This is a genomic window from Fodinibius sediminis (genome assembly GCF_900182555.1).
Taxonomy (GTDB): domain Bacteria; phylum Bacteroidota; class Rhodothermia; order Balneolales; family Balneolaceae; genus Fodinibius; species Fodinibius sediminis.
In genome coordinates this window covers 190,615-216,513 of the sequence record NZ_FXTH01000003.1, presented here as the reverse complement: position 1 = coordinate 216,513, position 25,899 = coordinate 190,615, and the positions used below count along the sequence as shown (strand labels likewise).

Sequence of the window (25,899 nt, the reverse complement as noted above, 5' to 3'; positions counted from 1 at the left end):
ACATCTTCATCTTATATTCACAATCAGCTTTTATTATGCTTTCAGAAGGAGGTTGTGTATCCCCTTTATTTAAGATAAAGTAGTCTTAAATCTTATTACTGTTGGTTTTTGATGAAAAAAATATACTCAGTCATACTACTTTGGTCTTTTCTGATCGGCGCCCTGCAGCCGGTCCTGCCAATGATCGAATATCAGCTTTACGAGGGCAGCCTCATTGAGCTGATTACCGAAGATTTTTGTGAGGACGGGCATTCCGGGACAAAGATCTGCTGTACGATCGGGCAAAGGTGTACGACCGGGGATAAGGAAAATGACCAGCAGGACTTATTGGATGTGGACTATTATCCCCTTGCTCTGCAGATTTCAGAAATTCCCTCCCCAATGGTCTTTCCCCACACCTGGTCGCTGTTCCCCGCGAAGGGAAAGGACGTCACGAACCCGACTTACCTGCCCAATCCCCCACCGCCCCGCTGGAGCTAATTTCTTCACTGCCATTTACACAGCAGATCTGCCCCGGCCCTGACGGCCAATCACAAAGAGCAGGACTGCCATCAATTTGATCAAGAAATTAGCTCTAAACAAAGATATATTACTATGAAATCACGAAAAAACTATAGTCGGCAATCAAATAGCTCCACCGGTGTATCCCGCAAACAATTTATGAAAAACATCGGCGGGGCCATGCTCACGGGAAGCATCATGGCGGGCACTGGCTTTTCACTGAATGCCAGGGCTGCAGCTGCAGCATCGCCAAAAACAGATACAACGGCCTCTTCCGCTGTTGAAGTTGACCGTATTGCAGCGGATCCAACTGCTATTCCCGGGCCCATCCGAAGAAATACTCCTAAAACCCATGAAATTGAGCTGGTCAGCCGTGAAGTAATCAGTGAGATCGAAGACGGAGTGCAGTTTCACTACCTGACGTTCGGAGGCCAGGTACCGGGACCCTTTATCCGGGTACGCCAGGGCGATACGGTGATCCTGACCCATAAGTCAGCACCAGAAAACGTACTGTTGCACAATGTAGATTTCCACTCAGTCTACGGTACGGGGGGAGGGGCAGAAGCAACCTTCGTCACCCCTGGACAATCCCAGACAATCAAGTTTAAAGCAATGTATCCCGGTGCTTATATCTATCACTGTGCCGTACCGCGCATGGACTATCACATCAGCAGCGGCATGTATGGAATGATGCTGGTTGAACCCGAAGAAGGACTACCCGAAGTCGACCACGAATTCTACTTTGGCCAAAATGAAATATACTCCCAGCAGCTGGCCGGCGAAAAGGGGATGCATGAATTCAACTTCGAAGACATGCGGAAGGAAACGCCCCAATACGTATTGTTGAATGGAGAAAAGCAGGCCATCACGGCCAATCGGCGTGGTGCCCTCAAAGTTAAAAAAGGAGAAAAGGCCCGGATCTTCTTTGTAAATGGAGGTCCCAACCTGTCTTCCAGCTTCCACCCGATCGGGAACGTCTGGACGAAAACCTGGCGCGAAGGTGCTATTGCCAGCAATCCCGAGCGTTTTGTACAAACAGCCCTGGTTCCTCCGGGAAGCTGCGGAATTTTTGAAATGGATTTTCCCGTAGCCTCTACCGTACACCTTGTGGACCATGCGCTCAGCCGGGTAGCCAACAAAGGCATGATGGGAGATATCATTGTCGAAGGACCGGAAGATCCTGAAATTTTTGACCCCAATTACAGTGCCTGATCCCATGGCTGAAGCAACAACCTACATTCAACAATCAAATATTACTGTTATGTCTATTCTTAAAAAACTAATCGCCTTCTCCGTAGTTATTTTAACTGCTATCGCTCTTTGCATTCCGTCAACAAGCTTTGCACAGGATGTGAAAGTGGTAGAAATGGAAGGAAACGACCAGCTCAAATTCACTCAAACGGAGATCACAGCAGCCCCAGGGCAAACGATTACCGTAAAACTCACCACCGTAAGCCGGCTTCCCGCTACAGCCATGGCTCATAATTTCGTACTTCTTGAGTCCACGGCTGACGCCACGGAAGTAGCCCAGGCCTCCGCCAGGCATGCCGACAATGAGTATATCGCTCCCGACATGGAGGATCAGATCATTGCCTACACGGCCATGGCAGGCGGCGGGGAAACAGTGGAAGTAACTTTTACAGCTCCCGAAACTCCTGGAGAGTACGTTTACCTGTGCTCCTTTCCCGGGCATTTTATGGCCGGAATGAAAGGAATACTCACGGTTGAATAGTTTTCCAGCCATTACCGGTGAAGGCCTGGCGGGACACATGCCCACGCATGTTCCCCCGGGCCTTTTTTATACTGTTAATCTTTAACAGAAGGAATTGATCATGAATAACATACATCACCTGTCAAAATCACTGTTACTACTGCCAGCGGTCATTCTTTTCATTGCCGTTGAGAGTCATGCCCAGCTTAATGTAACTGGAGAATTCCGTCCACGCACCGAATACCGCAGCGGCTATAAAATACTGAGCAGCTCATCCGATGATCCAGCATTTTTCACCTCTCAGCGATCCCGGCTCAATCTCAGATACCAGGGGTCCCAATACATTTTCAAATTATCCGGACAAGACATCCGTACCTGGGGTGAGTCGGAACAGCTGGGCGATACTCCCAATGTCAACATGCATGAACTTTGGGCCGAGATTGGCCTCTCGGAGACAACGGCCCTTAAACTGGGACGCCAGGAGCTGATCTATGATGATCAACGGCTGCTGGGCAGCGTCAACTGGGCACAGCAGGCCCGCAGCCACGACGCCCTGCTGATGAAGTATCGCAACTTGCCCGCTGCATGGACGATAGACCTGGGGGGCGCATACAACCAGGAAAGCCAGCAGCTGCTGGGTAACACCTACACCTTGTCAAATTACAAGGTCCTGGCATACGTCTGGGCAGAAAAAAGGATCGGCTCCCTGGAAGCCTCAGCGCTGGGGCTAACCGATGGATTTGAAATACCATCCGGGTCTGTCAACTATCGCTATACCTATGGGCTGCAGCTCAATTACCCTGTGGATGCCCTGAGCCTGCAGGGCTCTTTTTACGTGCAGCGGGGCGATGATGCCATCCGCAGCAACATTTCGGCTTACATGACGACTATCAAGGGTACTTACAAGCTAAACCCGATAGTATTATCTGCAGGTTTCGACTACCTCTCCGGCGGAAATGCAGACGATGAAAATCCTCAAAGGCATGCTTTCCATACGCTCTATGCCACCAACCATAAATTCTACGGCTCGATGGATTATTTTAATGATATTCCACGGGATACGCGCGGGGGCGGGCTGCAGGACCTCTACGCAAAAATCGGATATGTTATGTCAGATCAAATTGCCGCAGACCTGGGGTATCACTACTTCGCGCTGGCCGGCAATATCAGCGATCCGGCCGACAGCGAACGCAGGCTGAAACGCGGCCTCGCTTCGGAACTGGACCTTTCTTTTTCCTACTTCTTCTCTGATGAGATCACCTTCCGATTGGGTTACTCTGCACTGTTTGAAAACCATTCTCTGGAACGACTTCAGAACCGTCCCGCCGGCGGACTGCAGCACTGGGGATGGACCATGCTGGTGCTCTCCCCGCAGATTATAAATTGAAATCATACATGCCATTATAATATTCATTTAACCCTACGGAACACTAACATCAAGCGAAATCATAAACCAATGCAGAAACCAAAAAAACCACTGGATGTACGAACCCTTATTCCTATCCGGCGACATCAAAAACTGCTGCAGCTTTTTAAGGATCTGCCGGCAGGCGACAGTTTTGTGTTTATCAATGACCACGACCCCAAACCGCTCTATTACGAATTCCGGTCTATCTACGGTGACGTAGTGGACTGGGAATACCTGCAGCGGGACCCTGAAGAATGGAAAGTGCGTGTTAGCCGTACAGAACCCTCAAAGGGACGAACGCTCGAAGGGGCTTCCACTCTCATGGACCTTCGCAAAACAGCAAAGAAGGACTGGAAATACGCGGTCTTCCACCGTTACGGCATGATGCTCAGAGGCGATACCATGGAGATCATCGCTGCAGAGGACCCTGAAGAAATCCACACTATCTTTGAAAATAAGTTCCAGGATGAATACCGGTGGAGCTATCTGAAGAAAGAGGCCGGGGAATATATTATACATATAACCAAACAGGACGAAGCCGATCCGGTGGCCGTGGATGTTGCCGTAATCAAGAAATTTGATGTTCGCCCCCACCCGCCTGCCAGGCGCCACGATATGGTCTTTGATGCCTTCGATGCCCTCTCCATGGGCGAGGCGTTTGTCTTTATCAACGATCATGACCCCAAACCGCTCTACTACCAGCTTGAAGCTGAGAGCACGGATCCCTTTAAGTGGGAGTATCTGGAAACGCTGCCGGGCGAGTGGAAGGTCAAGGTTACGAAGGTGGCCTCCTGAGATCATCTGTCGCAGCAGAGTACGTCCCGAGCCTCAATGGGAAGGGAATCGGGCTAATCGTTCTTCAAAATCCCCATATATCCCGTAGGCCGTAAAGGATGGCCCTGCCGCATACCGTTGTATTAACTGGTGGATCTCATCCCGGAGAAGGTCGCATCGGGGGACAGGGCTCGATACCGCGGATTCCACGGATCCGCTTTGCCCTTCCCCCACATTGGCATACTTCTCATCGCCATCGGTCAAGATAATCTTACTCTGTTCCAGGAGATGCCGGGCACTACTCAGATCATCATGTTTCCAGGCGATAAATCCCTGCAGGAAAAAAGCCTCTGTGCTGCGGAAATTGCTTTTTAGCACTTCCCTGAGATGTCGGGCGGCCTCCTTCATTCGACCCTGTATCAACTCAATTTTAGCAATCTGCAGCAAGGGACCACTGACCTCGGGATTCAACACCAATGCTTTATCAAAATGCCTGCGTGCCCTTGCCAGGTTGTAAAAATCGGTACCAGCTGATTGACAGCCATATAGATTTCCCAGCTGTATGTACCCCCGGGCACTGGCATCATTTCTTTCGATCAGCTTGACCCAGTGCGATTCCGCCTTATCAAAATGAGCCAGCTCCAGCTGCATATTCCCCATGTAGTAAAGGGAATTCAGATGGGCGGGTTTTATGTCCAGGGCTTGCCGGTAATAACGGGCAGCGCTGTCGTAATCACCGGCAATACGCCGCTCGGTGGCCTGGTTATAATCATCCCAGAATGCCATCAGCTCTTGCTGTTCCCGATCCGGCTTTGAATGGACCTCGGCCGCCACGGATCCCGACCCGGGGGTATATTTCTGGTACGTAATATACAGGAAAGCCAGCCCCAGCAGCAGATATATGATGGCAAATGTTTTCTTCATCGGGATACCTTTGGTACTCTGTGCGTTTCAAAGCCTGTTTCACCCTCGGTAACCGTAACAACAGTATTGGGCTGGACGTTGAGATAGACATCCTTTGTTCCACTGGGCCATGCTATGGAAAGCGTATCAATGACCGTCTTATCCCCGAGACCGAAATGCTGGGTGCTGCTGTTCTGGGATAGGTACGAACTTTGTGACCCCACCTCCCGCAGCTGTATGGTGCCGGAAGATACCAACCGTATTTGGGCCCCGTATGCCGAGCGATTGCTTTCCTGCCCTGCGAGTTTGACGGCGAGCCAGTTGTTACCAAGCTCATTGTCATTCCTGAGGAGTATGCCCGGACCGTTGTGGTTGACAATAAACAGATCCTGGTCACCGTCCCGGTCATAATCCGAAAGGGCCCCGCCCCGGCCCACGAAACGTTTGGCGAAATAAGGGCCACTGAGCTTTGAGACTTCATAAAATCCCTGTGCCCGGCCTGCATTCCAGAATATCTGATCATTCATGGGATGCAGCCGTACCGGATTATCAGGATATTGGTTGGTACTTCCATTGACAACAAACAGATCCAACCGGCCGTCCAGGTCGAAGTCCACAAATGAGGTGGCCCAGCCGATGTAGTCCAGCGATGACTGGCCGAGTCCGTGATTGGCTGAATCATCAGTAAACTGAAGAACTGATGAGGCTCCTGCCTGCAGGGTATCAATAAAACCATTGGTGTACAGGGCATTTTCCTGCGCGATCCAGTGAGTGATAAAGAGATCAGCATCCTGGTCATTATCCCAGTCACCGCCCGCAATGCCCATCGCACCCCGGTAGTCGGCTACATGGGCAAGATGACTCACATCCACAAAGGTGCCGTTTTTATTATTCAGATAGAGCACATTGTCAGATACATCATTCGCCACGTACAGATCCGGCCACTGATCCTTGTTCAGATCAATCCAGGTGGCAGACAAACTTCGGCCCGCTTTATTCTGCACCCCTGCCTGCCTGCTTATTTCCGTAAACGTGCCATCCCCGTTATTTTTATAGAGCAGGTTTCCGACAGGATCAAAAGTGGAGGGATTAATGCTGGGGGGCTCTTCGGCGGCCAATTCCTCCTCAGTTAAGTCGATCGACCTGTATGTTACATATCCTGTAATATAGAGATCCAGGTCCCCATCCCGGTCATAGTCGGACCAGGAGGCCCCGGCCCAGAACCCTTTTTTTCCACCTACCCCAGCCTGCTGAGTTACTTCGATGAACGTTCCCTCGCTGGTATTTCTGTACAGCCGGTTTTCCCCATAGGTGGTAATAAACAGGTCTGTTGCACCGTCATTATCGAAATCTCCTGCTGCTGCCCCCATGCCACGGACCGCAAGATCCAGTCCTGCATGACTGCTGATATCTGAAAAAGTCCCATCCCTGTTGTTTTTATACAGTTTGCTATGGCCAATTGTTGCTGAATCCGTTTGGACTTCATTGCTCAGCGGCCTGGCGTAATTCAAAATAAAGAGGTCATCCCAGCCGTCATTATTGAAATCCAGCCAGGCCGCTCCCGACCCCATATCTTCCGGCAGCTGGGAAGTCCGATCATGAGGGTAATGGTAAAAATCAATGCCAGCCTCACCGGTTGCCTCTTTGAATCGTACGCCCCTGTAGGTATTCGGGACCTCGCGATCGAGCCGCGCCGTCAGTCCTTCCACCTGCTCTCCGGGTATATAGGCACTACGGTCCTCTTCATGCCAACTATACCAGGCAGCAATTGCAAATGGGATTGCCATAAACAGCGATACAATCAGCAATTTTCTTTTCCGTCGGGACATGGTTTATCTTGTTGTTTTTTGAGACCTGCTGGCCGACAGTACTCTTACTGTTTTATGGGCCTCTGAAATGGTCGTGACAGGGGCCGTAATATCCTCCTCACCAAAGAGTATATTCATGAGGTATTGATTTATTTTCCGGTATTGAAGGCGAACCGATACATCCAGGTGGCCAACTGCCTGATTGTCAGAATAAGGGGCTTTGATACTGATCGGAATGTCCCGCTGCGACCCGACCGTATCCGAAAGCTGGATTTGGTAATGGGCATTATCAGAATGTCCCGGATAAATCGCCCTGCTGTAACGCACACCCACCATTTCCCACAGGTTGTGCTGATCAATCACGTTGTTGTACTGATCCACCGGCTCGGCTTTGAAAATAAACGCACCGGGCTGTATGAAATGATCTTCATCAAGGGTACCCGAACTGTAACGTATATTTCCCCGTTGATCTGTAACCGTGATCTCCAGCCAGGCCTGAATCATATCCAGCGGGCCGGTCGGGAAATTATGCCCCCCTTTGTTGTTGGTCACAATAACATTAATGTCAAGAGTGGAATCGCCCCGTACTTCTTCGGGAGCGGATATGGTAATGGGAACAGCTTCACCCGGCTCCCATTTCCCGGCTATTTCGGGGATCTGTACCTCCCCCCGGAGCCACTGCTCTGTCAGCGCCACCTGCTTGCGGGCTCCGGGCAGATCAAGCATCTCGGGTACCATTTGATTACCCCCCAGAAAGCGATGGCTGCGATGCTTTCCATCCTCTTCCGAACGATTATAGTCCAGGGGATCGCCGCTGGCCGGATCAAAAGAATCGACCAGGGGCATGTGGCATTCCCGGCATTCAGTGGTCTTCGCTGCATCTCCGGGATGATTCCACCGGCTTTTTCGCCAGTTATCATATTGATTCTGCAACTGCACCCAGCCCACACTGTTGATTTCCTCATCTATGAACTGCTTGTGACAGCTGCCGCAAAATTCCGGCGTTTTCAACAGGGGACGCTGATAGGTCTCCATATGCTTTTCCGGGTAGGCACGGATCAGGAAATCGCTGATTTTTTTGGCCATCTTCCCGTCTTCCAGTTCAAAAATATAGCGCTCCGGCGGAGCAATGGCATAATCCGCGTTGCCCGATACATCCACCTGCTTTACTGCATGGCAAGAAGCACAGGAAATACCCTCGTTCAATCCCACCTTGTTGGTCAGGCTGTCACTGAACAGGTTCTTGGTCCCCGAAAACAGGGAAATGGGATCATGGCAGCCCCCGCAGTAGCGCGTGGCTATTGTTCCTTTCTGTGTGCCCATCTTGTTCTGTATTTTACGAAAGACAGGGTCCATGGCCGCATAGCGGTGCGCACTGGCCTCCCACTCCTCCCCGATCTGTCCGTGACAACCCGAGGTCGTGCAGGATTCCGAACCACCCAGCAGCTGTACATCAATACCATCCCCGTTGGTGGTTGTCGCCAGACTTGGAGCAAATGGACGATTGTCGCTGCTGGTTAACCTGTGATAGTCATCGGGCAGTGTATTGTTAACCGGGGTAGGCTCAAAAGCATAAAGCAGGAGCAGCACCACCACAAACTGGGCTATGAGCGCCAGCAGGCTGTTGATGCCAAAATTTTTCTCAGAGGACACCCGCTCCCTTAAATTCGGATTGGATCGGGACTGGTAATCCCGGATAATAATGAGACCAACATGGGGAAAGACCGAGGTCAGCAGAAGAAACGTAGCCAGCAGGTGTATCTTGTCCCACACGGCACTGATTCCAGTCGAGAAGAAAGCCTGCCAGGTTATTACCAGACCCGACACAACGGCCCCAACCGCAGCAACCATGGAAATATAACCCGTCAGTTTTATTTCATTCAGCGATCGATGCCGGTATGTCAGCCAGTGGCGCAGCTGATAGACCAGATAGGGTATAGAAAACGCCACTCCAATGATGGTATGCACCAGGATAGTTACCTGGTTGCTGACACTAAAAGGGAGAACATAGATCATCAACCCGCTGATCATCTCAAACAGCAAAAACCCCGTTACCAGTACAAGAAGCGGATGCCTCCATTTTTTGGAGGCATCCGTGCGGGACCTAAACTTCATTGCTTATTTCATATTTAAGAGTATTATATCTTTTATTAAAATAAATGTAACAGATTCTCAAATCCCATCAAAATAAAATCGTACCATACGGGCGGGAATACGTGCTGTAGACTGTCAGATAATGCTATTTGAACAGTTCCGTCACGGCTAAAAAGCAACCGAATTCCGGGATCTGCCTTCAGGCAACTGTGTCAGCGGTACCCACCAGAGGTAAACCTGCCGCACCCTTATCCCTGCGGTATGAAGCCGGAAAAGGTTGGCACCCTGCTAAAAACAGGGGCGGTGACAAGGAAGACTTGAAGCATGCCTGCCTTATAGGCTGTGTATGTGAGAATGGATTAAACGGAACCATAGCCCAGCCGTCCACTGACATGATAAAAAGCATGAGGCTGCTTTGCATAACGAAAGCAGCCCCATACAGCGATACTCCGCCGGTGCTGGAAACGTATTACAACCTGTCTATCGTCTTACTCAGCAGCGAACGAACTTCTTCGGCTACTTCTTTCAAATCTTCATTTTCGATAGCCTGCATTGATGCGACCGGATCGACCGCTGATACCTCCACAGTCCCGTCCTCATGTTCCTGTACAATAACATTGCAGGGCAGCATCAGACCGATATGATCTTCAGCAGATAGCGCCCTGTAGGCGTGTTTGGGACTGCAGGCGCCAAGAATCTGGTATTTTTTAAAGTCTACATCCAGCTTCTTTTTAAGGGTGGCCTTTATATCTATCTCGGTGAGCACCCCAAATCCATTTTCCTTGAGTGCTTCCGTAACATTATCGATGGCCTTGTCAAAAGAGACATCCAGTGTTTTGCTAAAATGATAGGACATAATAGATGAAATTAAAGAGTTAAAAATTATACGTCATGGTTTACAACCATCAGCTGACGGCGGTTAACAGCGATCACCTACGTACTCATACCATCAGGCCTTTTACAACAGGTCTTCTGCTGCAATCATTTGCTGATTAATCCAGTGCTGCGACCACAACCCGCGGAGTGAAAATAATGTCGGTTCTTATGGATCGCGTAATCAGGCAATTTTTTTCGGCTTTTTCCAAAATACGCCTTGCTTTATCCGCCAGCTTCTCATTTGTAATGATCAGCTCCGGTTCCAGCGTTATTTCTGTCATCATAAACCGGCCCTCTTTTTTAGCCATTTTACCAAGGGCCTTTATATTCAGGCTTTCATAAGCAAGCTTTGAAAATTCTGCGATAGCGGTAAAAGTCGTCATAAGACAACTGCTGACCGATGCCACGAACAGGTGCTCCGGCGACCATTTCCCCGGGATGCCACCCTCAAATTCCGGGGGCGTTGCCACTTCGATCACTTCCTCCAGTCCAGGAGATGACATGGTTCCCTGCCGTCCCTCTTGCCAGCTGATATTTACATCGTAAAAATACTCTTTATTGCTCATTATGCACTCAGTTTTTGATTAATAATGTTCTTTAGCTGATGCAGCTGCACCACGCCGGACTGTTGCCACAAAATACGTCCCTTGTGGAACAGGATAAGAGTCGGTACGCCCCGTACCTGGTATTTAATGGCCGCATCGGCATTTTTTTCAGCGTCGATCTTGATGATATTCAACTCCTCGCCCATTTCCTTTTTCAATTTTTTCAAAATGGGATTCATCATCTTGCAGGGGCCACACCAGTCGGCATAAAAATCAACCAGTACCGGGGTCTCACTGTTGATGATGTCTGAAAACGAGGGTGATGTCTGTTTTTTTGCTTCTGCCATCTTAACTTTCTTTTATTTCGGTATAGGTTACATTATGTGCACGGCCGGTCTGTGATTCCTCATCCGGCACTGCTGAAACGGCGGGCTCACACGTCCGTGCCACCAGGCATCCACTGTTGGTGATAGCCTGGTAGAGAAAAAACATCCCTGCCACCGCCGGTATGACGTCCCAGTAGCGGAACGCCTGGAAAACAAAAAAAGATCCCAGCACAAGGGCAACCCAGCGCATGAAATGCCAGTTTGTCAACAGTTCCTGCTCTATAAATTTTTTCATATCCATCTGTCTTATTTTAACATGCCTGGAATGTGCATCATTCTCCATTCCGTGTTTCAGGCATTTTCTATCATTTTAGGTATTTTTTTCTACAATCTCAGTGACATAAGTTACAGAAGGCGTATTTTGTTTCTTCCCAATACCACCCGCTCTTCCTCTTCCAGCTTTTTAAGCAGTCGTGAAACAACTTCCCGTGCTGTTCCAAGCTCCTGAGCCAGCTGCTCGTGCGTTATTTTCAGAATTCGGCTGCCAGAGACTTCAGCCCGCTTTTGCAAAAACTGGAGAAGACGCTCATCCATGTTCTTGAAAGCTACCGCATCCACGACTCCCAGGAGCTCCTCAAATCGTTTGTGGTAGATCTCAAAAATATAATTCAGCCATTCCGGATGCTCCCGGATGAGTATCCGAAACCTTGCGACGGGTATAAAAAGCACCTCGCAGGGCTCTTCAGCTATCGCTTTTATCTTGCTGGTGCCCTGGTACAACCCCGCCAAAAACGACATCACACAGGTTTCCCCCGGACGCAGGTAATACAAAACCATTTCTTTGTGCGTATCATCCGATTGCATCACCTTTACGCTCCCTTTCGTAATAATGGGAATTGAATGTACGTTAGCGCCTTCACTGACGATTGTCTGACCTTCCTTGAACTGCTTGACAATCCCCAGATCATCAAGCTGCTCGCCCTTTTCAAGGGCAGAGGCCAGCAACTGCAAGTTAGGGGTCTTCATATAGGAACAGCAATCATAGATTGAAAATTATGTTGAATAATTTAACAAAAAAGAGATTTACTTATCTTAAATAATCATTCTAAATTGCAGGCTTTGGTACAGCCAGCCTCCAGACGATCGTTTCCTCAACTCATGGTCCAGTCTGGCAATATGTGCACTCCTCATCCACCCCTTCACGAGTACTGCTGCAGATTGCTATTACAACGGCATCCCTTTAAATTTGTTGGTTTATATTAGATTATTTCTAACATTCCGTATACATGCTTTTTCGCGATACAGACTCCCGTATCATCGCCCTCGGTTTTGCCCGCATGGCGGATGCCGTGGCCAATTCTTTTCTCATCATTGTACTTCCGCTCTATATAGCCAGTGGCAACATTACCGGCTGGAACCTGGGACTCACCGAGGCCGCTATAACCGGAATTATACTGGGCACCTTTGGCATCGTAAACAGTGTGATTCAGCCGCTGGCGGGCCAGCTGTCGGACAAAATTGGCCGACGCAAAATCTTCATCCTCCTTGGTTTAATACTGCTGGCTGCATTCAACCTGAGTTATGCCTGGACTACCAGCTACCTGTCCATTCTTGCTGTCCGGATCATACAGGCGGGAGCCGTAGCCTTAACCATTGTTGGCAGCGTAGCCCTGGTCAGCGAACTGAGCCCCAAAGTGGGACGAGGCCAGAACATGGGAATCTACAACTCTTTTCGGCTCATTGGATTTGGGGCAGGACCGCTGGCGGCCGGTGCTGTAGTCACCGGGGGGCCCTACCTGTTGCTGGGACTGGAAATTACCGGCTTCGAGGCCTCCTTCTACGGCTCAGCCGTTGCCGCTTTACTTAGCGCCCTGCTGGTCAACCTCCTGGTCAGTGACCCGGATCATATTCGGCCCTCCAAAAGCAAGATGTATTTCAAAGTCCGATCCGGAGAAACCGGTAACATATTTGATCCCATCTTCACACTGGCCATCGCAACTCTGTTGATGGCCGCCTGTATCGTCCTGCTGGCACCTATAGAACCGATAGTAAACGAGCGTCTTGGACAAGGACCCATGCTCTTTGCCGTCGAATTTGCTGCTTTTATCGGAACCCAGGCAGTGGTTCAGCCGTTGCTTGGAAGCCTGTCGGACAGCTATGGCCGCAAGCGTTTTATTGTATGGGGGCTGATCGGCCTGATTCCCGCCACGCTATTGCAGGGCATAGTCACAGCCCCCTGGCAGATGATTATTGCGAGGCTGCTTCAGGGAGTAACAGCAGCCATGGTTTTCGCGCCTGCCCTTGCCTTAGCCGGTGATCTCGCACAAGAGGGGCAGTCAGGGGCCCAGCTTTCTATCTTAACAGTATCATTCGGCCTGGGCCTTGCTTTCGGGCAGTTTATCAGTGGATTTCTGGTAGAATTCGGCTATTTCCTTCCCTTTGCCACGGGTGCTCTGTTGGCTGGTATGGGATTACTGCTTGTACATACCCAGATTGATGACGACAGGCAAACAGAAGATACACCCGCTACTGATCCAGATCCGGTTAAATCACCTGCCTGCAATATAAAAACTATGAAACAGGATTTCCCGCATTAGGCTGTCCGGGCTGTTCCACCTGACGACCACTGCCACATTCACTCATGAAACCGGCTATGCATGGAAAATAAAAGCCCGGATGCTCTCACATCCGGGCTGAATTTATTTTTTGTCCGACAGATCGCTGCTAGTATCCGGGATTCTGGGTTAGTCCCGGTTCTACTTTCAGACTATTTTCATGGAAAGGCCACAGATAGTTATGCGGTTCAAAAGATCGATCTTCTATATGCAGCGACTGAAGCCCGCCGTTTACCTTTCTCGTATGTCCCAGTGCCGGCTGATTCAGTACCTCCTCGGCAATTCGCCACCGTATGATATCCGCATAGCGAAGTCCTTCGCCGGCAAATTCAATTCGCCGTTCATTCCTGATGAGGTCAATCCATTCTTCCTGGGTATAAGCGCTGTAGCGCGGCAGGGTCACATCCGCCCTGGACATATCCAGCCCTGCCCGTTCCCTGATCTGGTTTATGGCATCTTTAACCGATCCATCGATTTCGTTCATCATGATTTTGGCCTCAGCATAGGAAAGCAAGACCTCGGCGTAACGCAGAAGCCCGAATTCAAGGTTTCCGCCCGATTTAAAGGCATCTGCTTCCGATACAAACTTCCTGAACCAATAACCCGAAGAGCTTCCCCTCTCCGTTTCGTAGTACATGGGACTGTTTTCATTATAAATGTCGATGGTATCTTCATAGAAGACATCCCCGTGTCCCATGATGCTGGCTTCATAGCGCGGGTCCCGGTGCAAATTGGGATCCAGCTCATGCTCTTCCTTCGTATGCTGCGGGCATTCGTCAATACGGTAGCCATCGAGGGTCCAGTAGGCATCCACCAGAGATTTCAAAGGTACCAGGTATGACTCTCCGTTGCCGGTCCGGTAGTGGGGACCCAAATCCCGGAACGAATAGGTGGTGCTTCCACTGAAGCTCTCCTGGTTCTGGTGTATGATAAACTCATTATTGTTGGAAGCGGCCTCGTACTGGAACAGGTCCCCGTAGTTCGGATGCAGCTCGTAATGCCCGCTGTCCATGATTTCCCGGGCCAGCGAGGCAGCAAGCTCATAGCGCTCATTATAGAGGGCATATCGCATCGTGAGGGCCTTCAGTGAATACTGGTTAAACATGTATTTGTCTGTTGTGTATTCTTCCTCCGGAAGCTTTTCAGCAATATCGAGGGCCATCGGGAAGATGGTATCCAGTATTTCTTCCTTGGGTGTGGTAGGCTGGGTGGCATTTGACAGATCAGCCGGCTCCAGATGAAAGGGGACATCACCCCAGCGGAAGGTTAACTTGAAATAATGCCAGATCCGCAGGGCTTTCAGGATGTTTTCGTACTTGGTCCTGGTGACCTCATCCTCTACATAAGGCACATCCGAATTGGCAATGAACGTATTCAGCCTTCCCAGGTGCTTCATCTGCAGTTCGTAATAGTAGGAAAAAGCCGCCGTGTTGCTGTTGAAATCACCATTGGCTATCCGCTGGTGGTGATCCCCCTCGAGCCGGCTGTAGGCATTATCGGACTTGCCGTCCTGCATGTAAAACAGGGTTTCCCGGTTATAGTGATGTGTGAATACATCATAGTAGCTGCTGTACACAACCCGCCGTAAATCTCCCTCGTCGTTATAAAACTCGTCAAAAGAGGTCGCCGTCGGATCTGTTTTATCCAAAAAATCCTCGCATCCCATTACGCCAACTGAGATGACCATAAAAAAGTATATTAGCTGTTTCATATCTGAAATAAGCTTTGCTATTAATATTTTAAGCTACTGCCTGGTTTTGCTTTTAGTAGATGGAGGCCTGTATGCCTATGCTGTAGCTCGACATGCGCGGGTAATTACCGTTGCCCCCGTTTCTTTCCGGCTCAAGGCCTTCCCAGCTGGTAAAGGTGAAAGCGTCCTGGGCATTCAGGTAGATACGCACGTCCCTGATGCTGTTGCCAATGGTCGGAATGGAATAGCCCACTTCAATATTCTTGATCCGGAAGAAGGAGGCGTCACTCAGCCATACGTCGCTCAGCTCGGCATTCGGAGTCGAACCTGTCCATACCCTTGGGAATCGGGCATCCGGGTTATCCGGCGTCCACCTGTTGTTCATGTAGTATTGTCTGGGCGCTCCCAGGCTGTTGGTGGAGCCGTCCATCTTCACGGGGTAGCCCTCCAGTCCGTTCAGCCGGCCGGTTCGCTTGCCCACCCCCTGACCGATGACGCTGAAATCCCACCGTTTATAGTTCAGGTCAATATTAACCGAATAGTTAAAGTGGGGAAACGGATCCCCGAGATTGACCTTGTCCTTGTCGTTGATTACACCGTCGCCGTTCTGATCTACATACCGTATATCCCCGGGCATGGTGTTGGGAAGCTTGGCCTCAGTGGATTCCACTTCCTGCTGATTCTGGAAGTAGCCATCGCTTTCGTAGCCATAATAATTATCAATGGAAATGCCCCGGTACCATATTTTATCGGGATCATCCGTAAAAATAAGGGTGTCCGATTTGGCATAGCCGGCCTTCAGCACCTTGTTTTCATTGTTAAAGAGCATGCCGCCCACATCATAGGAAAAATCGCCAATTTCATCGCTCCAGTTTGCGGATACTTCCCAGCCCTTGTTCTCCACTTCCCCGATATTGACTGACGAAGTGAGGTAGTACGAGCCCGTCAGCGGAGGAACAGGAAAGTTTGAGTAGATCAGGTCATAGGAATGTTTGTTGTACGCTTCAAAGGAAATATCGAGCCGGTTGTTGAGCGTCGCGAGGTCGACCCCGATATTTTTCTGCTTCTGTTTTTCCCAGGTGAAATCCGGGTTGGGGACACGCATGGTCCACCCCCAGGCATTAACCACCTCCTGCCAGAGATAGGGATCCACATTTTCGTTCCCGATAATTCCGTACGAAAGGCGTACTTTCAGCTGATTAAGCAACCCGCTGTCGGTCAGTCCCGACATGAAATCTTCGTTGTGAATATTCCAGGCAAAAGCTCCCGAGGGGAAAAAGCCCCAACGGTTGCCCGGAGCAAATTTGCTGCTGCCGTCGGCACGAGCCGTTCCCTCCAGGAGGTAGCGATTGTCAAATGAGTAATTCACCTTGCCGAAGAATGATGATTTCGATATTTCACGGTAATCGGTATAGGTGTTATTCATGATTTCGGAACCCGCGATCAGGTAGATTTTATCTTTTTCCTTCCTGAGGTTGGTCTCATAGTTGACCAGCGCCCGCGCGGTTATCTGGCTCCTGCTCACTCCCTGCGAGGAGCCTACGGCATTCTGCCATACATCAACCGGCTCTCCGTCTCCATCGAAGAATTTGAAGGTATCTCGGGTATACTTATCGGCGGATTTGTTCACCATATACGAGACATTGCCCGCCAGGTGTAGCTTATCGTTGATGTAATACCGGGGTCTCAGGTTAATAGTACTCCTGTCGTGAAGGGCATTCCAGGCCCCCCCGTGATAAATGGAAGCAAGCGGATTCTGGTTGTTATGGAGCTTGTAGTGATCATCCAGCTCAGAATCATAAAAGATCTGCTGCGTCGGCTTCATCTCCCAGGCCATGCGATACAATCCATGGCCGTCGGTATTCGAAAGCAGGCGGTCTACTTGTAAACGGTGGGCGTAAAAGTCCGCCATAAGTTCGAACTGGTCGGCGATGTTGATGTTGGTATTGAAACGCGCGCTGAACTTCTGAGTGCCTTCGTATAGATTCAAGCCGTTTTCCTCCAGATATCCAAGCATCAGGTTAAACGTACCGACACCGCCACCACCGGAGATACTGGCCGAGGTATTGTGGGAATAGGCCTTTCGCTCCATGACCGTGTTCAACCAGTCGGTATTGGTATATTCTCCCCCCTCGGCCTGCGCAATCTCCTGCTGGGTAAAAAGTTCTGACTGTCCCTGCATGGACCGTGCTTCATTATTGAGGCGCATATAATTGGCCGAATTTACAAAGCTCGGCAAATTGATTGGGTCATCGATGGCTCCCCAACTATGGACATCAACCATAAACCGATCGGCCGTTCCCCGTTTTGTTTCGATGATGATTACGCCATTGGCCCCGCGCGAACCGTACATGGCGGCAGAGGCCGCATCCTTCAACACCGTGATATCCTTGATTTGATTGGGATCGATATCCGTCAGTGACTGCTCCATCCCATCAACAATAACCAGGGGCGATGCATTTTGAAGCGTGCTGATTCCCCGTATTGAAATAGTCCCCGGCACACTGCCCGGCAGGTTGCTGCCCTGCATAAGTGTTACCCCCGGCAGGGTTCCGCTGAAGGCTTCTTCCAGCTTGGCAATGGAACGCGTCTGTATATTTTCCATATCCACATCCGCCACCGAAGAGGCCAGGTGCTGGGTTTCCACTTCGCTGTATCCCACAACCGTGACTTCATCCAGCCCTATGGTTTCCTCGTATAAAACCACATCAATCCGATCTTTGCCTTCTGTATTCAGCTCCTTGTCCTCAAACCCCATCATGCTGAAAATCAACGTAACATCTCCGCTAACGCTGATTTCATAATGCCCTTCGGCATCAGTGGAGGTCCCCACATTGGAGCCTTTGACCAGTACGTTAACCGCCGGAAGGGGAATGCCCTCTGCATCTGTTACCGTACCTTCTATCGTTCTCTTCTCCTGTGCAAGAGCGGCTGATGAACAGAAGACGAGCAAACTAAAAACAAGTAGTAGCTTATTTTTCATTGTTAGTATCCCCATACTATAATTGAAGTTAAGAGTTGAGAGATAAAAGAAAGGGGAGTATACCCTCTTCATCCCGATGGTAAATATTTAACAGAAGTACCTATATCAATTAAAATTTATTTATTATTGATATAGCAACTGTTAAATACGTTTCTGTTAATAATTTTTTAATAGATATTATGATATTTTTTTATAGGGAGGTACAGTAGTAAACATACTGATGATAACAGATGCATCCCCTTACCCGCCGTTCTTGCCCCTGATCACGGCCCGGGCAAGAACAGTGTTTCCCCTTGTTATACTTTTCCCGTTCTTATTCCTTTAATAAATCCCAAAGTACAAAAACTGCTTGCCTATCATCGGTAGGTCTCATGGCTCGCATCATCCCATCCCATTTCTGCGACATATTATATGAACATATGCTTGTATAGACAACCAGATAGCAATGTAATAAAAAAAGTGGACTCTCCAAATTTCATATGTAATTCTATCTTAATTTTAAGTTTATAATCTAGAATTTGACATACTCATTGTACAATAGAGAGCTGATCCTTTCTATTATTTTGTATCCCCATCAGGCGTACCTATATTATATCAGCATTAGGGATAATTTTGAGGTCTTCGCTATCATATGTAACTATAAAAAATAGGAGACAGGCTGTTCCTTTCTTTTAATATAAATTATAGGGGATAATTATGGATACTGCTCATCGCTTTTACAATATTTCATTGGCTGTTGCCACCCTGCTGATATTTGTTGCCAGTTGTTCAGATAACCAGAATGACTTTGATCCGGAAACCGCTGAGATTGTGGGCGAAAAGCAGGCAGAGCTGACCCTGCCGCCTGACGTACCGCCGCCCATCGATCGTGACAACGCTACCAAGCTGATTGTTAATATGGAAGTAGTGGAAAAGGAGATGCGTCTGGCCGACGGCGTTACCTATACGATGTGGACCTTCGGGGGATCCGTACCCGGTAAATTTATCCGGGCCCGGGAGGGAGACATGATCGAGTTTCATCTCCAGAACCATCCCGACAACAAACTGCCTCACAACATTGATCTTCATGCCGTCAACGGTCCAGGAGGCGGTGCCGAATCAACCTTCACGGCCCCGGGCCGGGAAACGGTATTTACATTCCGGGCCCTGAATCCGGGCCTGTACGTGTACCACTGTGCCACAGCCCCCGTGGGCATGCATATAGCCAATGGCATGTACGGCCTGATTCTGATTGAACCGGCTGAAGGCCTCTCGGAAGTCGACAAAGAGTATTATGTCATGCAAAGCGAATTCTACACCGAGGGCGACTACGGCGAGAGGGGGCTGCAGCCCTTTGACATGGAACAAGCCATCGAAGAGAACCCCGAATACGTAGTCTTTAACGGCGCCGTCGGTTCCATGATGAACGACAAAGCCATCACCTCGGAACAGGGTGATAATGTCCGCCTTTTCGTTGGTAATGGCGGACCCAACCTTACCTCTTCCTTCCATGTCATCGGGGAGATACTGGACAAGGTGCACTATGAGGGGGGCGACCGCGTTCAAACCAACGTGCAAACCACCTCTATACCGGCCGGGGGAGCTGCCATGGTAGAATTTGAAACGGAAGTCCCGGGCAATTACATCCTGGTTGATCATGCCATTTTCCGCGCCTTTAACAAAGGGGCCCTGGCTACACTTGCCGTGTCGGGCGAGGAAGATGAAAATGTTTTTACCGGACAGCAGTTAGACCGCGTTTACCAGCCGGAGGGGGGGGCCATACAGGAGCTTCCGCAAGAGAAACGAACCATCCCAACCGCCAGCACCATCGAAGAGCGGATCGAATTTGGACGTGAAACCTATATGGCGGTATGCCAGGCCTGTCACATGGCCGACGGTTCGGGTATCGAAGGGGCCTTTCCCCCGGTGGCAAACTCTGACTACCTGAATGAGAACCCGGATCGGGGTATCAGCGCCATCGTTCACGGACTGTCCGGGGAAATTACCGTCAACGGTGAAACATACAACGGGGTCATGCCACAGCAGAACCTGACGAACGAAGAGGTGGCCAATGTCATTACCTATATCCTCAACAGCTTTGATAACGAAGGCGGAGAAGTTACTCCCGAGGATGTCGAACGCATACGTCAGCAAGAGGGTGTTGAAAGTTAGTGCAGTTTTAAAATATCGCTTTTTTCTCCTGTATATCCTGTTCACAGCAGGGTTCGGTGCCAATGCTTCGGCTCAAACCGATTCCATGGCCTTTATTGAAGGAGGACATTTTATGCCCTTTTACCATACGTCAGACGACAGCGTTGCAGTCGCATCCTTTTACCTTGACAAGCATCCGGTTACGAATGGTGAATTCCTTGCCTTTGTCAAGGTCAACCCCCAGTGGCGGCGCTCGCAGGTCAAATCAATTTTTGCGGAACCGGGATACCTGAACCACTGGTCGGGCGACCTGGACCTGGGCCCCCGGGCTGAACAAATAAAAGATAGTCCCGTTACCAATGTGTCCTGGTTTGCAGCACGGGCCTATGCCCAATGGAAAGGGAAACGGCTTCCTACCCTCCATGAATGGGAATATGCCGCTTCGGCCAGCAGGGATCAGCCATTGGCGGGGCGCAACAAGGGATTCGTCCAGCAAATCCTTGACTGGTACAGCCGTCCCAGCCCCACCATTCTGCCGGCTGTTGGTCAGCAAACCCCCAACTACTATGGCGTTTACGATCTTCACGGATTAATATGGGAATGGGTGCAGGACTTCAACACGGTTTTTATCAGCGGCGAGTCACGCGCCGACCAGGGAGAGCTCAAGCAGTTCTATTGTGCTGCAGGCAGTTCCGCCGCTTCCGATATCGACAAGGAAAATTATGCTGCCTTCCTGCGTTACGCTTTCCGGGGAAGCCTGGAAGCTGATTTCTCGGTTGGCAATCTCGGTTTCCGCTGTGCGAGGGACAAACAATAAAACATTACTGTTATGAAATTCCATAGCCTTGTCGCCTTTCTTCTAACAAACGCTCTTTTCCTCATCGGTTGCAGTGGAGGCGACCGTGGAAGCCGGCAGCCTTCCAGCCAAACACAGATGACGGAGGATCACAGCTCCCATCAAAAAATGACTATGGATGCGACCAAGCCAACCGATGAATCAATTTACAATGTAACCAGCACCTGGAAAAACAGGGATGGGAAAACACTCAACCTGGCGGAACTGAGAGGGAAGATCCAGGTCGTAGCCATGGTTTATACCCACTGTGAACATGCCTGTCCCCGCATCCTGGCCGATATGAAGCGCATACGGGATGGACTATCCAGGAAAGCGCTCGGTGAAACAAACTTCGTGCTTGTATCCATTGACCCTCAGCGCGATACTCCAAAGCGGCTCAGCCGTTTTGCCGACGACAACAACCTTTCCGAAACACAGTGGACCCTGCTGAATGGAGCCCGGGGAGATATCCTGGAACTGGCTGCCCTCCTCGGCGTCCGTTATAAGCGCATCAGCGATACCGATTTTACCCATTCCAACATGATTTCGGTGTTAAACAAAGAAGGGGAGATCATCCACCAGCGCAAGAAACTGGAAGACCAGCAATCGGCTGTTATAGCAGCCATCGAGCAACATACTTCCAATTAATACCCTGTACTTTTTGCCTTTCCTTCCTCCCGCAATCAGCCAATCGTGGTTATGTATTCCTGAAAAAATATAATAAATTGGCCGATTCCGTTGTTAACTGTCTTCATGCCATCGGCCGCAACACCCTGCTGCTGACAAGATAAAACAGTAACATACTGATTTTGCATGGACGGTTTTTCTCATTCAGCTACATAATCATATTCATAATACTAATTTCAAAAAACGCTATGATGCCTATTACAACCATGATCAATAAAGGTTTATTACCTGTAATTGCGGTCCTTCTGCTTTTCGGAGCGGCTTTTGGACCAGTCAACAACAGCTCGGAACCCAGAACCATAGAAATTGTTGGTTCAGACCACATGAAATTTGATGTAACCTCTATTGATGCGGCCCCGGGCGAAGAAATCCGCATTGTTCTCACTACCGAAAGCAATCTTCCCAAAATGGCCATGGCACACAACGTCGTGGTGCTGGATGATGAAACGGATATTCAAAAATTTGTCAGTGCTTCTGCCAAAGCGCGCGACAACCAGTATATTGCTGACGGCTTTGAAGATCAAATCATAGCCGCCACTGACCTCGCCGGCGGTGGAGAAACGGTTGAAGTTACCTTCACGGCCCCGGAAGAGCCGGGGACCTACGAATACATCTGCTCCTTCCCCGGGCATTATGCCTCCGGCATGAAGGGTGTGCTGAATGTTGAGTAAGGTGTTTGCGATACTTCTTTACTGAGCGCAAACCCAAAGGGATGGTCTGACGGACAGGCCATCCCTTTCTTTTATTATTTTTTCCCTTCGCCAAAAAACTTTCATCTTTCAGAATATACGGGGGCGAATTATCGTTAAGCTGTGCAGGTGGCGCACTTTACTTCCATGTTAATTTTTCAGAATATAACTGTAGCTACACACATTCAACCTACCACACTGCCATGAGGCCTCTTGACACTTCCATTGAGCGCACGCTTCCCTTCAGTACCGACGCCAGCCTGCGCCGCCGCTTTATGATTATTGACAAAGATATCCCCGGCAATATGCGATGGGGGCGGCTTCTGGAAGAACTGGACAAGCTTGCTGAGGATATCGCGCTGGATTACGTACACCAGTTTGAACCCCGGGGGCGGGTCGTAACCGCCGCAGTGGATGACATCGCCCTGCACGTACCAGGCGACATCAACAAGGATGTCTACCTTCGGGCCCGTATCAACTATGTGGGGCGCACCTCCATGGAAGTGGGAATCCGGGTAGACCAAGACAAGAAAGCCAAACACTCACTGGCAGCCTGTTATTTTACCATGGTGGCCCGGCTGGGCAAGGGGGAGGACGCCCAGAGCCTGCCCATCCCACCGCTTGAATATCAAAGCGATATCGAGAAAGAGCGCTACCAGGCGGCTATCGAACGACGAAAAGCCTACCGCGAGCAGATTGATGCGCTGGAGGAGCCGCCCAGTAAGGAAGAATTCCACCATCTGCGCGAGCTGCACAAGGCCCAGGAGCAGGAGAATTTCAAGGGCCTGCTGGCCGGTGATCTGATCCGTAACAGTATGGAGCGGATGTACCCGGACCAGGAAAATGTCCCCAAGAAAATTTTCGGGGGCTATGTCATCCGTCGGGCATTTGAGCTGGCACTGATGCATGCTGAAGAAATCGTATCCCACCGGCCTGTTTTTGTGCGGGTAAATCGCATTAACTTTCTTCAACCCATCCGAATTGGCGACAAGCTGGATTTTACCAGCCGCATTGTGTACACCGGCGACACCTCCGTAAGCATTGAGATCAACATTGAGCGGACCAGTCTCGACAAAATCACCAAGGCACTCTCCAATACCTGCGTTTTTACGTTTGTAAATGTCGACGACGAAATGCAACCCCAACCCGTGCCCAGGGTTTACCCAACCACTTATGCCGAGGATGAGCGATACCTGAAGGCGCGTCGCCGGCGGCAAGATCATCTTGAACTAAAACCATAACGCTCCCTCTTATGCGTGCCCTTATCGTTGAAGACGAACCCCTGCTGATTGAGGACCTGGAACAGTGCCTGCTCGAGGAACAGTTCTACGTTGACAGCGCCAGCCGGTTGCAAAAGGCTACTGACCTCATTGCCGCCGAAGAATATGATCTTATCCTTCTTGACCTGGGACTTCCGGATGGTGACGGCACCAACCTGTTAAAGCTGGTCAAAAAACATCATCCGGATACGGCTGTTATCATAATAACAGCCCGGGGAGAAACCGAGGATAAAGTCAGGGGCCTGGAGCTCGGAAGCGACGATTACCTGGCAAAGCCTTTTCCGATTGCCGAGCTGCGTGCCCGGATTCATGCGGTTCTGCGACGAAAATTTAAAATAAATGACAACAAGGTTTCAGGCGGACCACTCTCGGTTAATCTGGATCACATGGAGGTTACCATCAGGGATGAATCCATTGATGTCACTGAAACCGAGTACAAGATGCTTCGTTACCTGCTGCTCAACAAAAATAAAACAATTACGCGTATCGCCCTGGCCGAACATATTTGGGGCAATCGTATTGATGACCGGTTTTCGCTCGATTTCATTACTTCTCATATGAAAAATATCCGGAAAAAACTCTCACAGGCGGGCGCCGACAACCTCATTGAAACGGTATATGGCGTAGGTTATAAACTCGTTCCCGATGAAACTGAATAACAAGATACTGCTAAGCAATGTCATCCTGACGCTGGTGGTTTTTTCCTTCACCAGCATTGGTATCTACTACCTGGTGAATTCAACGGTCTATGACGAACTGGATAATCACCTGCTGCAACATAAAGTGGATTTAATCGACCAGGTTCAGGAAGATACCTCCTCTCTTGAAATGATGAACCAACTGGGAACGCTTGGATCTTATGAATGGATCGAGATTACGAAATACGATGGGTCGACGCCACTCAATAGTAATGAATTTTCCACCATTGACACGCTGCGAAATCCCGCAGAAGAGCTTGAGACGAACGCTTATCGCCAGCTCACCACAACCATCAGTGTAAATGACCGCTACTATACACTAAAAATATACGAGGAGGTGGCAGCATGGACCCATATCAGCAGAACCATTTTAATAAGCATCCTGGCCGGATTGGCCATCTGGATCCTGCTGCTGTATATACTGAACCAACTTGTATTAGACCGCATTCTAACGCCCTTCTACAACACTGTGGCTTCGCTTGAAAAAATAGCTGACCCCTCGGATCTTGATGAATCATTCCCGGAGACGACAACATACGAAATCAACGTCCTCAACCGGGCACTCAACACCATGATGCAGCATATCCGGTCTTCTTTTGAGGACCAAAAACAATTTATCCAGAATGCTTCTCACGAACTGCTCACGCCTCTTTCCATTATTCGCCAGAAGGCGGAAAAAATCCTCTCAATCCCGGAGCTGCTTGATCGATCAACCATCGAATCAGTCGGTCAAATCCAGCATACGGCGGTGCGCTTGAGCCGCTTGAGTAACGCGCTGTTGCTTATAAGCCGGATTGAAAACAAACAGTTTGAGCTCGGAGAAAGGGTCGACATTCCAAAAGTTACTGAAGCGGTCCTGGAAGAGCTCGATGATTTCATTCGGATGAAAAATCTTAACATCACTACTTCTTTTGCCGCTCCCGTCGTCGTGAAAGGTAATAGCGAACTTCTTCATGCGGCCGTCTATAACATCATACAGAATGCCATAAAATTTAGTCCCGAAGGCGCAACCATCACCATTAGCACTCGCCGCGATACTGAAAAACCCTGCTTTTCGGTGCTTGATGAAGGCCCGGGCTTTCCTCCGGAATTCATTGACGCGGCGTTCGATCGATTTAAAAAACCACCGCCCGACGCTGCCGGCTTCAATAACAACAGTCCCGGGCTTGGACTCTCCATCGTACAAAGCATCTGCCAAATGCACCACTTTGACTGCCGGGCCAGCAACCACCCTGAAAAGGGAGCAGAAGTAAGCATCCATTTCTAAATCCATATTCTCTACAGATTTGATTTGTAGCTTTTAGCAGTTAGTGCAAAAGACATATCGTTGCGTTTAACAGCTAAAA

The 25,899-nt window shown here is 49.7% G+C and carries 23 protein-coding genes; 13 read left to right on the top strand and 10 right to left on the bottom strand.

Annotation, left to right across the window (positions count from 1 at the left end):
• Positions 1–111: 111 nt before the first annotated feature.
• From FN808_RS04805 to FN808_RS04785, 5 genes are all read left to right on the top strand, one after another.
• Entirely contained in the window at positions 112–480 is a 369-nt protein-coding gene (locus tag FN808_RS04805; RefSeq protein ID WP_142713423.1) for a hypothetical protein, read from the top strand.
• 180 nt (positions 481–660) lie between these two features.
• Positions 661–1,713 carry a copper-containing nitrite reductase gene (gene nirK, locus FN808_RS04800; RefSeq protein ID WP_185958264.1) on the top strand — a complete coding sequence of 351 codons (1,053 nt, stop codon included), beginning with the start codon at positions 661–663 and terminating at the stop codon, positions 1,711–1,713.
• Positions 1,714–1,762: 49 nt separating this feature from the next.
• Positions 1,763–2,233 (top strand): plastocyanin/azurin family copper-binding protein, encoded by a 471-nt coding sequence (locus FN808_RS04795; RefSeq protein ID WP_185958250.1) that lies wholly within the window; start codon positions 1,763–1,765, stop codon positions 2,231–2,233.
• Positions 2,234–2,333: 100 nt separating this feature from the next.
• Positions 2,334–3,599, top strand: coding sequence for an alginate export family protein (locus tag FN808_RS04790; protein ID WP_142713420.1), 1,266 nt, complete (start codon positions 2,334–2,336; stop codon positions 3,597–3,599).
• 69 nt (positions 3,600–3,668) lie between these two features.
• Positions 3,669–4,415, top strand: coding sequence for a DUF2249 domain-containing protein (locus FN808_RS04785; RefSeq protein WP_142713419.1), 747 nt, complete (start codon positions 3,669–3,671; stop codon positions 4,413–4,415).
• Between the two features lie 33 nt (positions 4,416–4,448).
• Here the strand turns inward: FN808_RS04785 and FN808_RS04780 are convergent, their stop codons facing one another.
• The 8 genes from FN808_RS04780 to FN808_RS04745 form a co-directional block, all read right to left on the bottom strand.
• Complete coding sequence (locus FN808_RS04780; RefSeq protein WP_142713418.1) at positions 4,449–5,318, bottom strand: tetratricopeptide repeat protein; 870 nt, start codon at positions 5,316–5,318, stop codon at positions 4,449–4,451.
• The gene (locus FN808_RS04775; protein ID WP_142713417.1) at positions 5,315–7,126 is read right to left on the bottom strand and encodes a CRTAC1 family protein; all 1,812 of its coding nucleotides are present in this window, start codon (positions 7,124–7,126) and stop codon (positions 5,315–5,317) included. The genes FN808_RS04780 and FN808_RS04775 overlap by 4 nt, the downstream gene beginning before the upstream one ends.
• Before the next feature lie 3 nt (positions 7,127–7,129).
• On the bottom strand, positions 7,130–9,220 hold the full coding sequence (locus tag FN808_RS04770; RefSeq protein ID WP_142713416.1) for a cytochrome b/b6 domain-containing protein: 2,091 nt from the start codon (positions 9,218–9,220) through the stop codon (positions 7,130–7,132).
• A gap of 448 nt (positions 9,221–9,668) precedes the next feature.
• A complete protein-coding gene (locus FN808_RS04765; RefSeq protein WP_142713415.1) occupies positions 9,669–10,055 on the bottom strand; it encodes a DUF302 domain-containing protein in 387 nt (128 codons plus the stop codon).
• 136 nt (positions 10,056–10,191) lie between these two features.
• Positions 10,192–10,641, bottom strand: coding sequence for an OsmC family protein (locus FN808_RS04760; protein ID WP_142713414.1), 450 nt, complete (start codon positions 10,639–10,641; stop codon positions 10,192–10,194).
• Positions 10,641–10,967 (bottom strand): thioredoxin, encoded by a 327-nt coding sequence (gene trxA / locus FN808_RS04755; protein ID WP_142713413.1) that lies wholly within the window; start codon positions 10,965–10,967, stop codon positions 10,641–10,643. The genes FN808_RS04760 and trxA overlap by 1 nt, the downstream gene beginning before the upstream one ends.
• Before the next feature lies 1 nt (position 10,968).
• The gene (locus tag FN808_RS04750) at positions 10,969–11,241 is read right to left on the bottom strand and encodes a hypothetical protein (RefSeq protein ID WP_142713412.1); all 273 of its coding nucleotides are present in this window, start codon (positions 11,239–11,241) and stop codon (positions 10,969–10,971) included.
• Between the two features lie 110 nt (positions 11,242–11,351).
• Positions 11,352–11,972: a Crp/Fnr family transcriptional regulator gene (locus FN808_RS04745; protein WP_142713411.1), complete on the bottom strand. Its 621-nt coding sequence runs from the start codon at positions 11,970–11,972 to the stop codon at positions 11,352–11,354.
• A gap of 260 nt (positions 11,973–12,232) precedes the next feature.
• Here FN808_RS04745 and FN808_RS04740 point away from each other — a divergent pair, with 260 nt between their 5' ends.
• Positions 12,233–13,543, top strand: coding sequence for an MFS transporter (locus FN808_RS04740; RefSeq protein WP_221929906.1), 1,311 nt, complete (start codon positions 12,233–12,235; stop codon positions 13,541–13,543).
• Positions 13,544–13,670: 127 nt separating this feature from the next.
• Here the strand turns inward: FN808_RS04740 and FN808_RS04735 are convergent, their stop codons facing one another.
• Complete coding sequence (locus FN808_RS04735) at positions 13,671–15,272, bottom strand: RagB/SusD family nutrient uptake outer membrane protein (protein ID WP_142713410.1); 1,602 nt, start codon at positions 15,270–15,272, stop codon at positions 13,671–13,673.
• A 52-nt stretch (positions 15,273–15,324) separates the two neighbouring features.
• Positions 15,325–18,234 (bottom strand): SusC/RagA family TonB-linked outer membrane protein, encoded by a 2,910-nt coding sequence (locus FN808_RS04730; protein ID WP_221929905.1) that lies wholly within the window; start codon positions 18,232–18,234, stop codon positions 15,325–15,327.
• A gap of 696 nt (positions 18,235–18,930) precedes the next feature.
• On the opposite strand from FN808_RS04730, the gene nirK (FN808_RS04725) reads away from it, so the two are divergent.
• From nirK (FN808_RS04725) to FN808_RS04695, 7 genes are all read left to right on the top strand, one after another.
• Positions 18,931–20,385 (top strand): copper-containing nitrite reductase, encoded by a 1,455-nt coding sequence (nirK, locus tag FN808_RS04725; RefSeq protein WP_142713408.1) that lies wholly within the window; start codon positions 18,931–18,933, stop codon positions 20,383–20,385.
• Entirely contained in the window at positions 20,345–21,181 is an 837-nt protein-coding gene (locus FN808_RS04720; protein WP_221929904.1) for a formylglycine-generating enzyme family protein, read from the top strand. The genes nirK (FN808_RS04725) and FN808_RS04720 overlap by 41 nt, the downstream gene beginning before the upstream one ends.
• Positions 21,182–21,193: 12 nt before the next feature.
• Positions 21,194–21,847, top strand: a complete 654-nt coding sequence (locus tag FN808_RS04715; protein WP_142713407.1) for an SCO family protein — start codon at positions 21,194–21,196, stop codon at positions 21,845–21,847.
• Positions 21,848–22,074: 227 nt separating this feature from the next.
• On the top strand, positions 22,075–22,557 hold the full coding sequence (locus tag FN808_RS04710) for a plastocyanin/azurin family copper-binding protein (RefSeq protein ID WP_142713406.1): 483 nt from the start codon (positions 22,075–22,077) through the stop codon (positions 22,555–22,557).
• A 221-nt stretch (positions 22,558–22,778) separates the two neighbouring features.
• Positions 22,779–23,816 (top strand): hotdog domain-containing protein, encoded by a 1,038-nt coding sequence (locus FN808_RS04705; protein ID WP_142713405.1) that lies wholly within the window; start codon positions 22,779–22,781, stop codon positions 23,814–23,816.
• 11 nt (positions 23,817–23,827) lie between these two features.
• Entirely contained in the window at positions 23,828–24,514 is a 687-nt protein-coding gene (locus FN808_RS04700; protein WP_142713404.1) for a response regulator transcription factor, read from the top strand.
• Positions 24,501–25,820 (top strand): HAMP domain-containing sensor histidine kinase, encoded by a 1,320-nt coding sequence (locus tag FN808_RS04695; RefSeq protein ID WP_142713403.1) that lies wholly within the window; start codon positions 24,501–24,503, stop codon positions 25,818–25,820. The genes FN808_RS04700 and FN808_RS04695 overlap by 14 nt, the downstream gene beginning before the upstream one ends.
• Positions 25,821–25,899 lie beyond the last annotated feature (79 nt).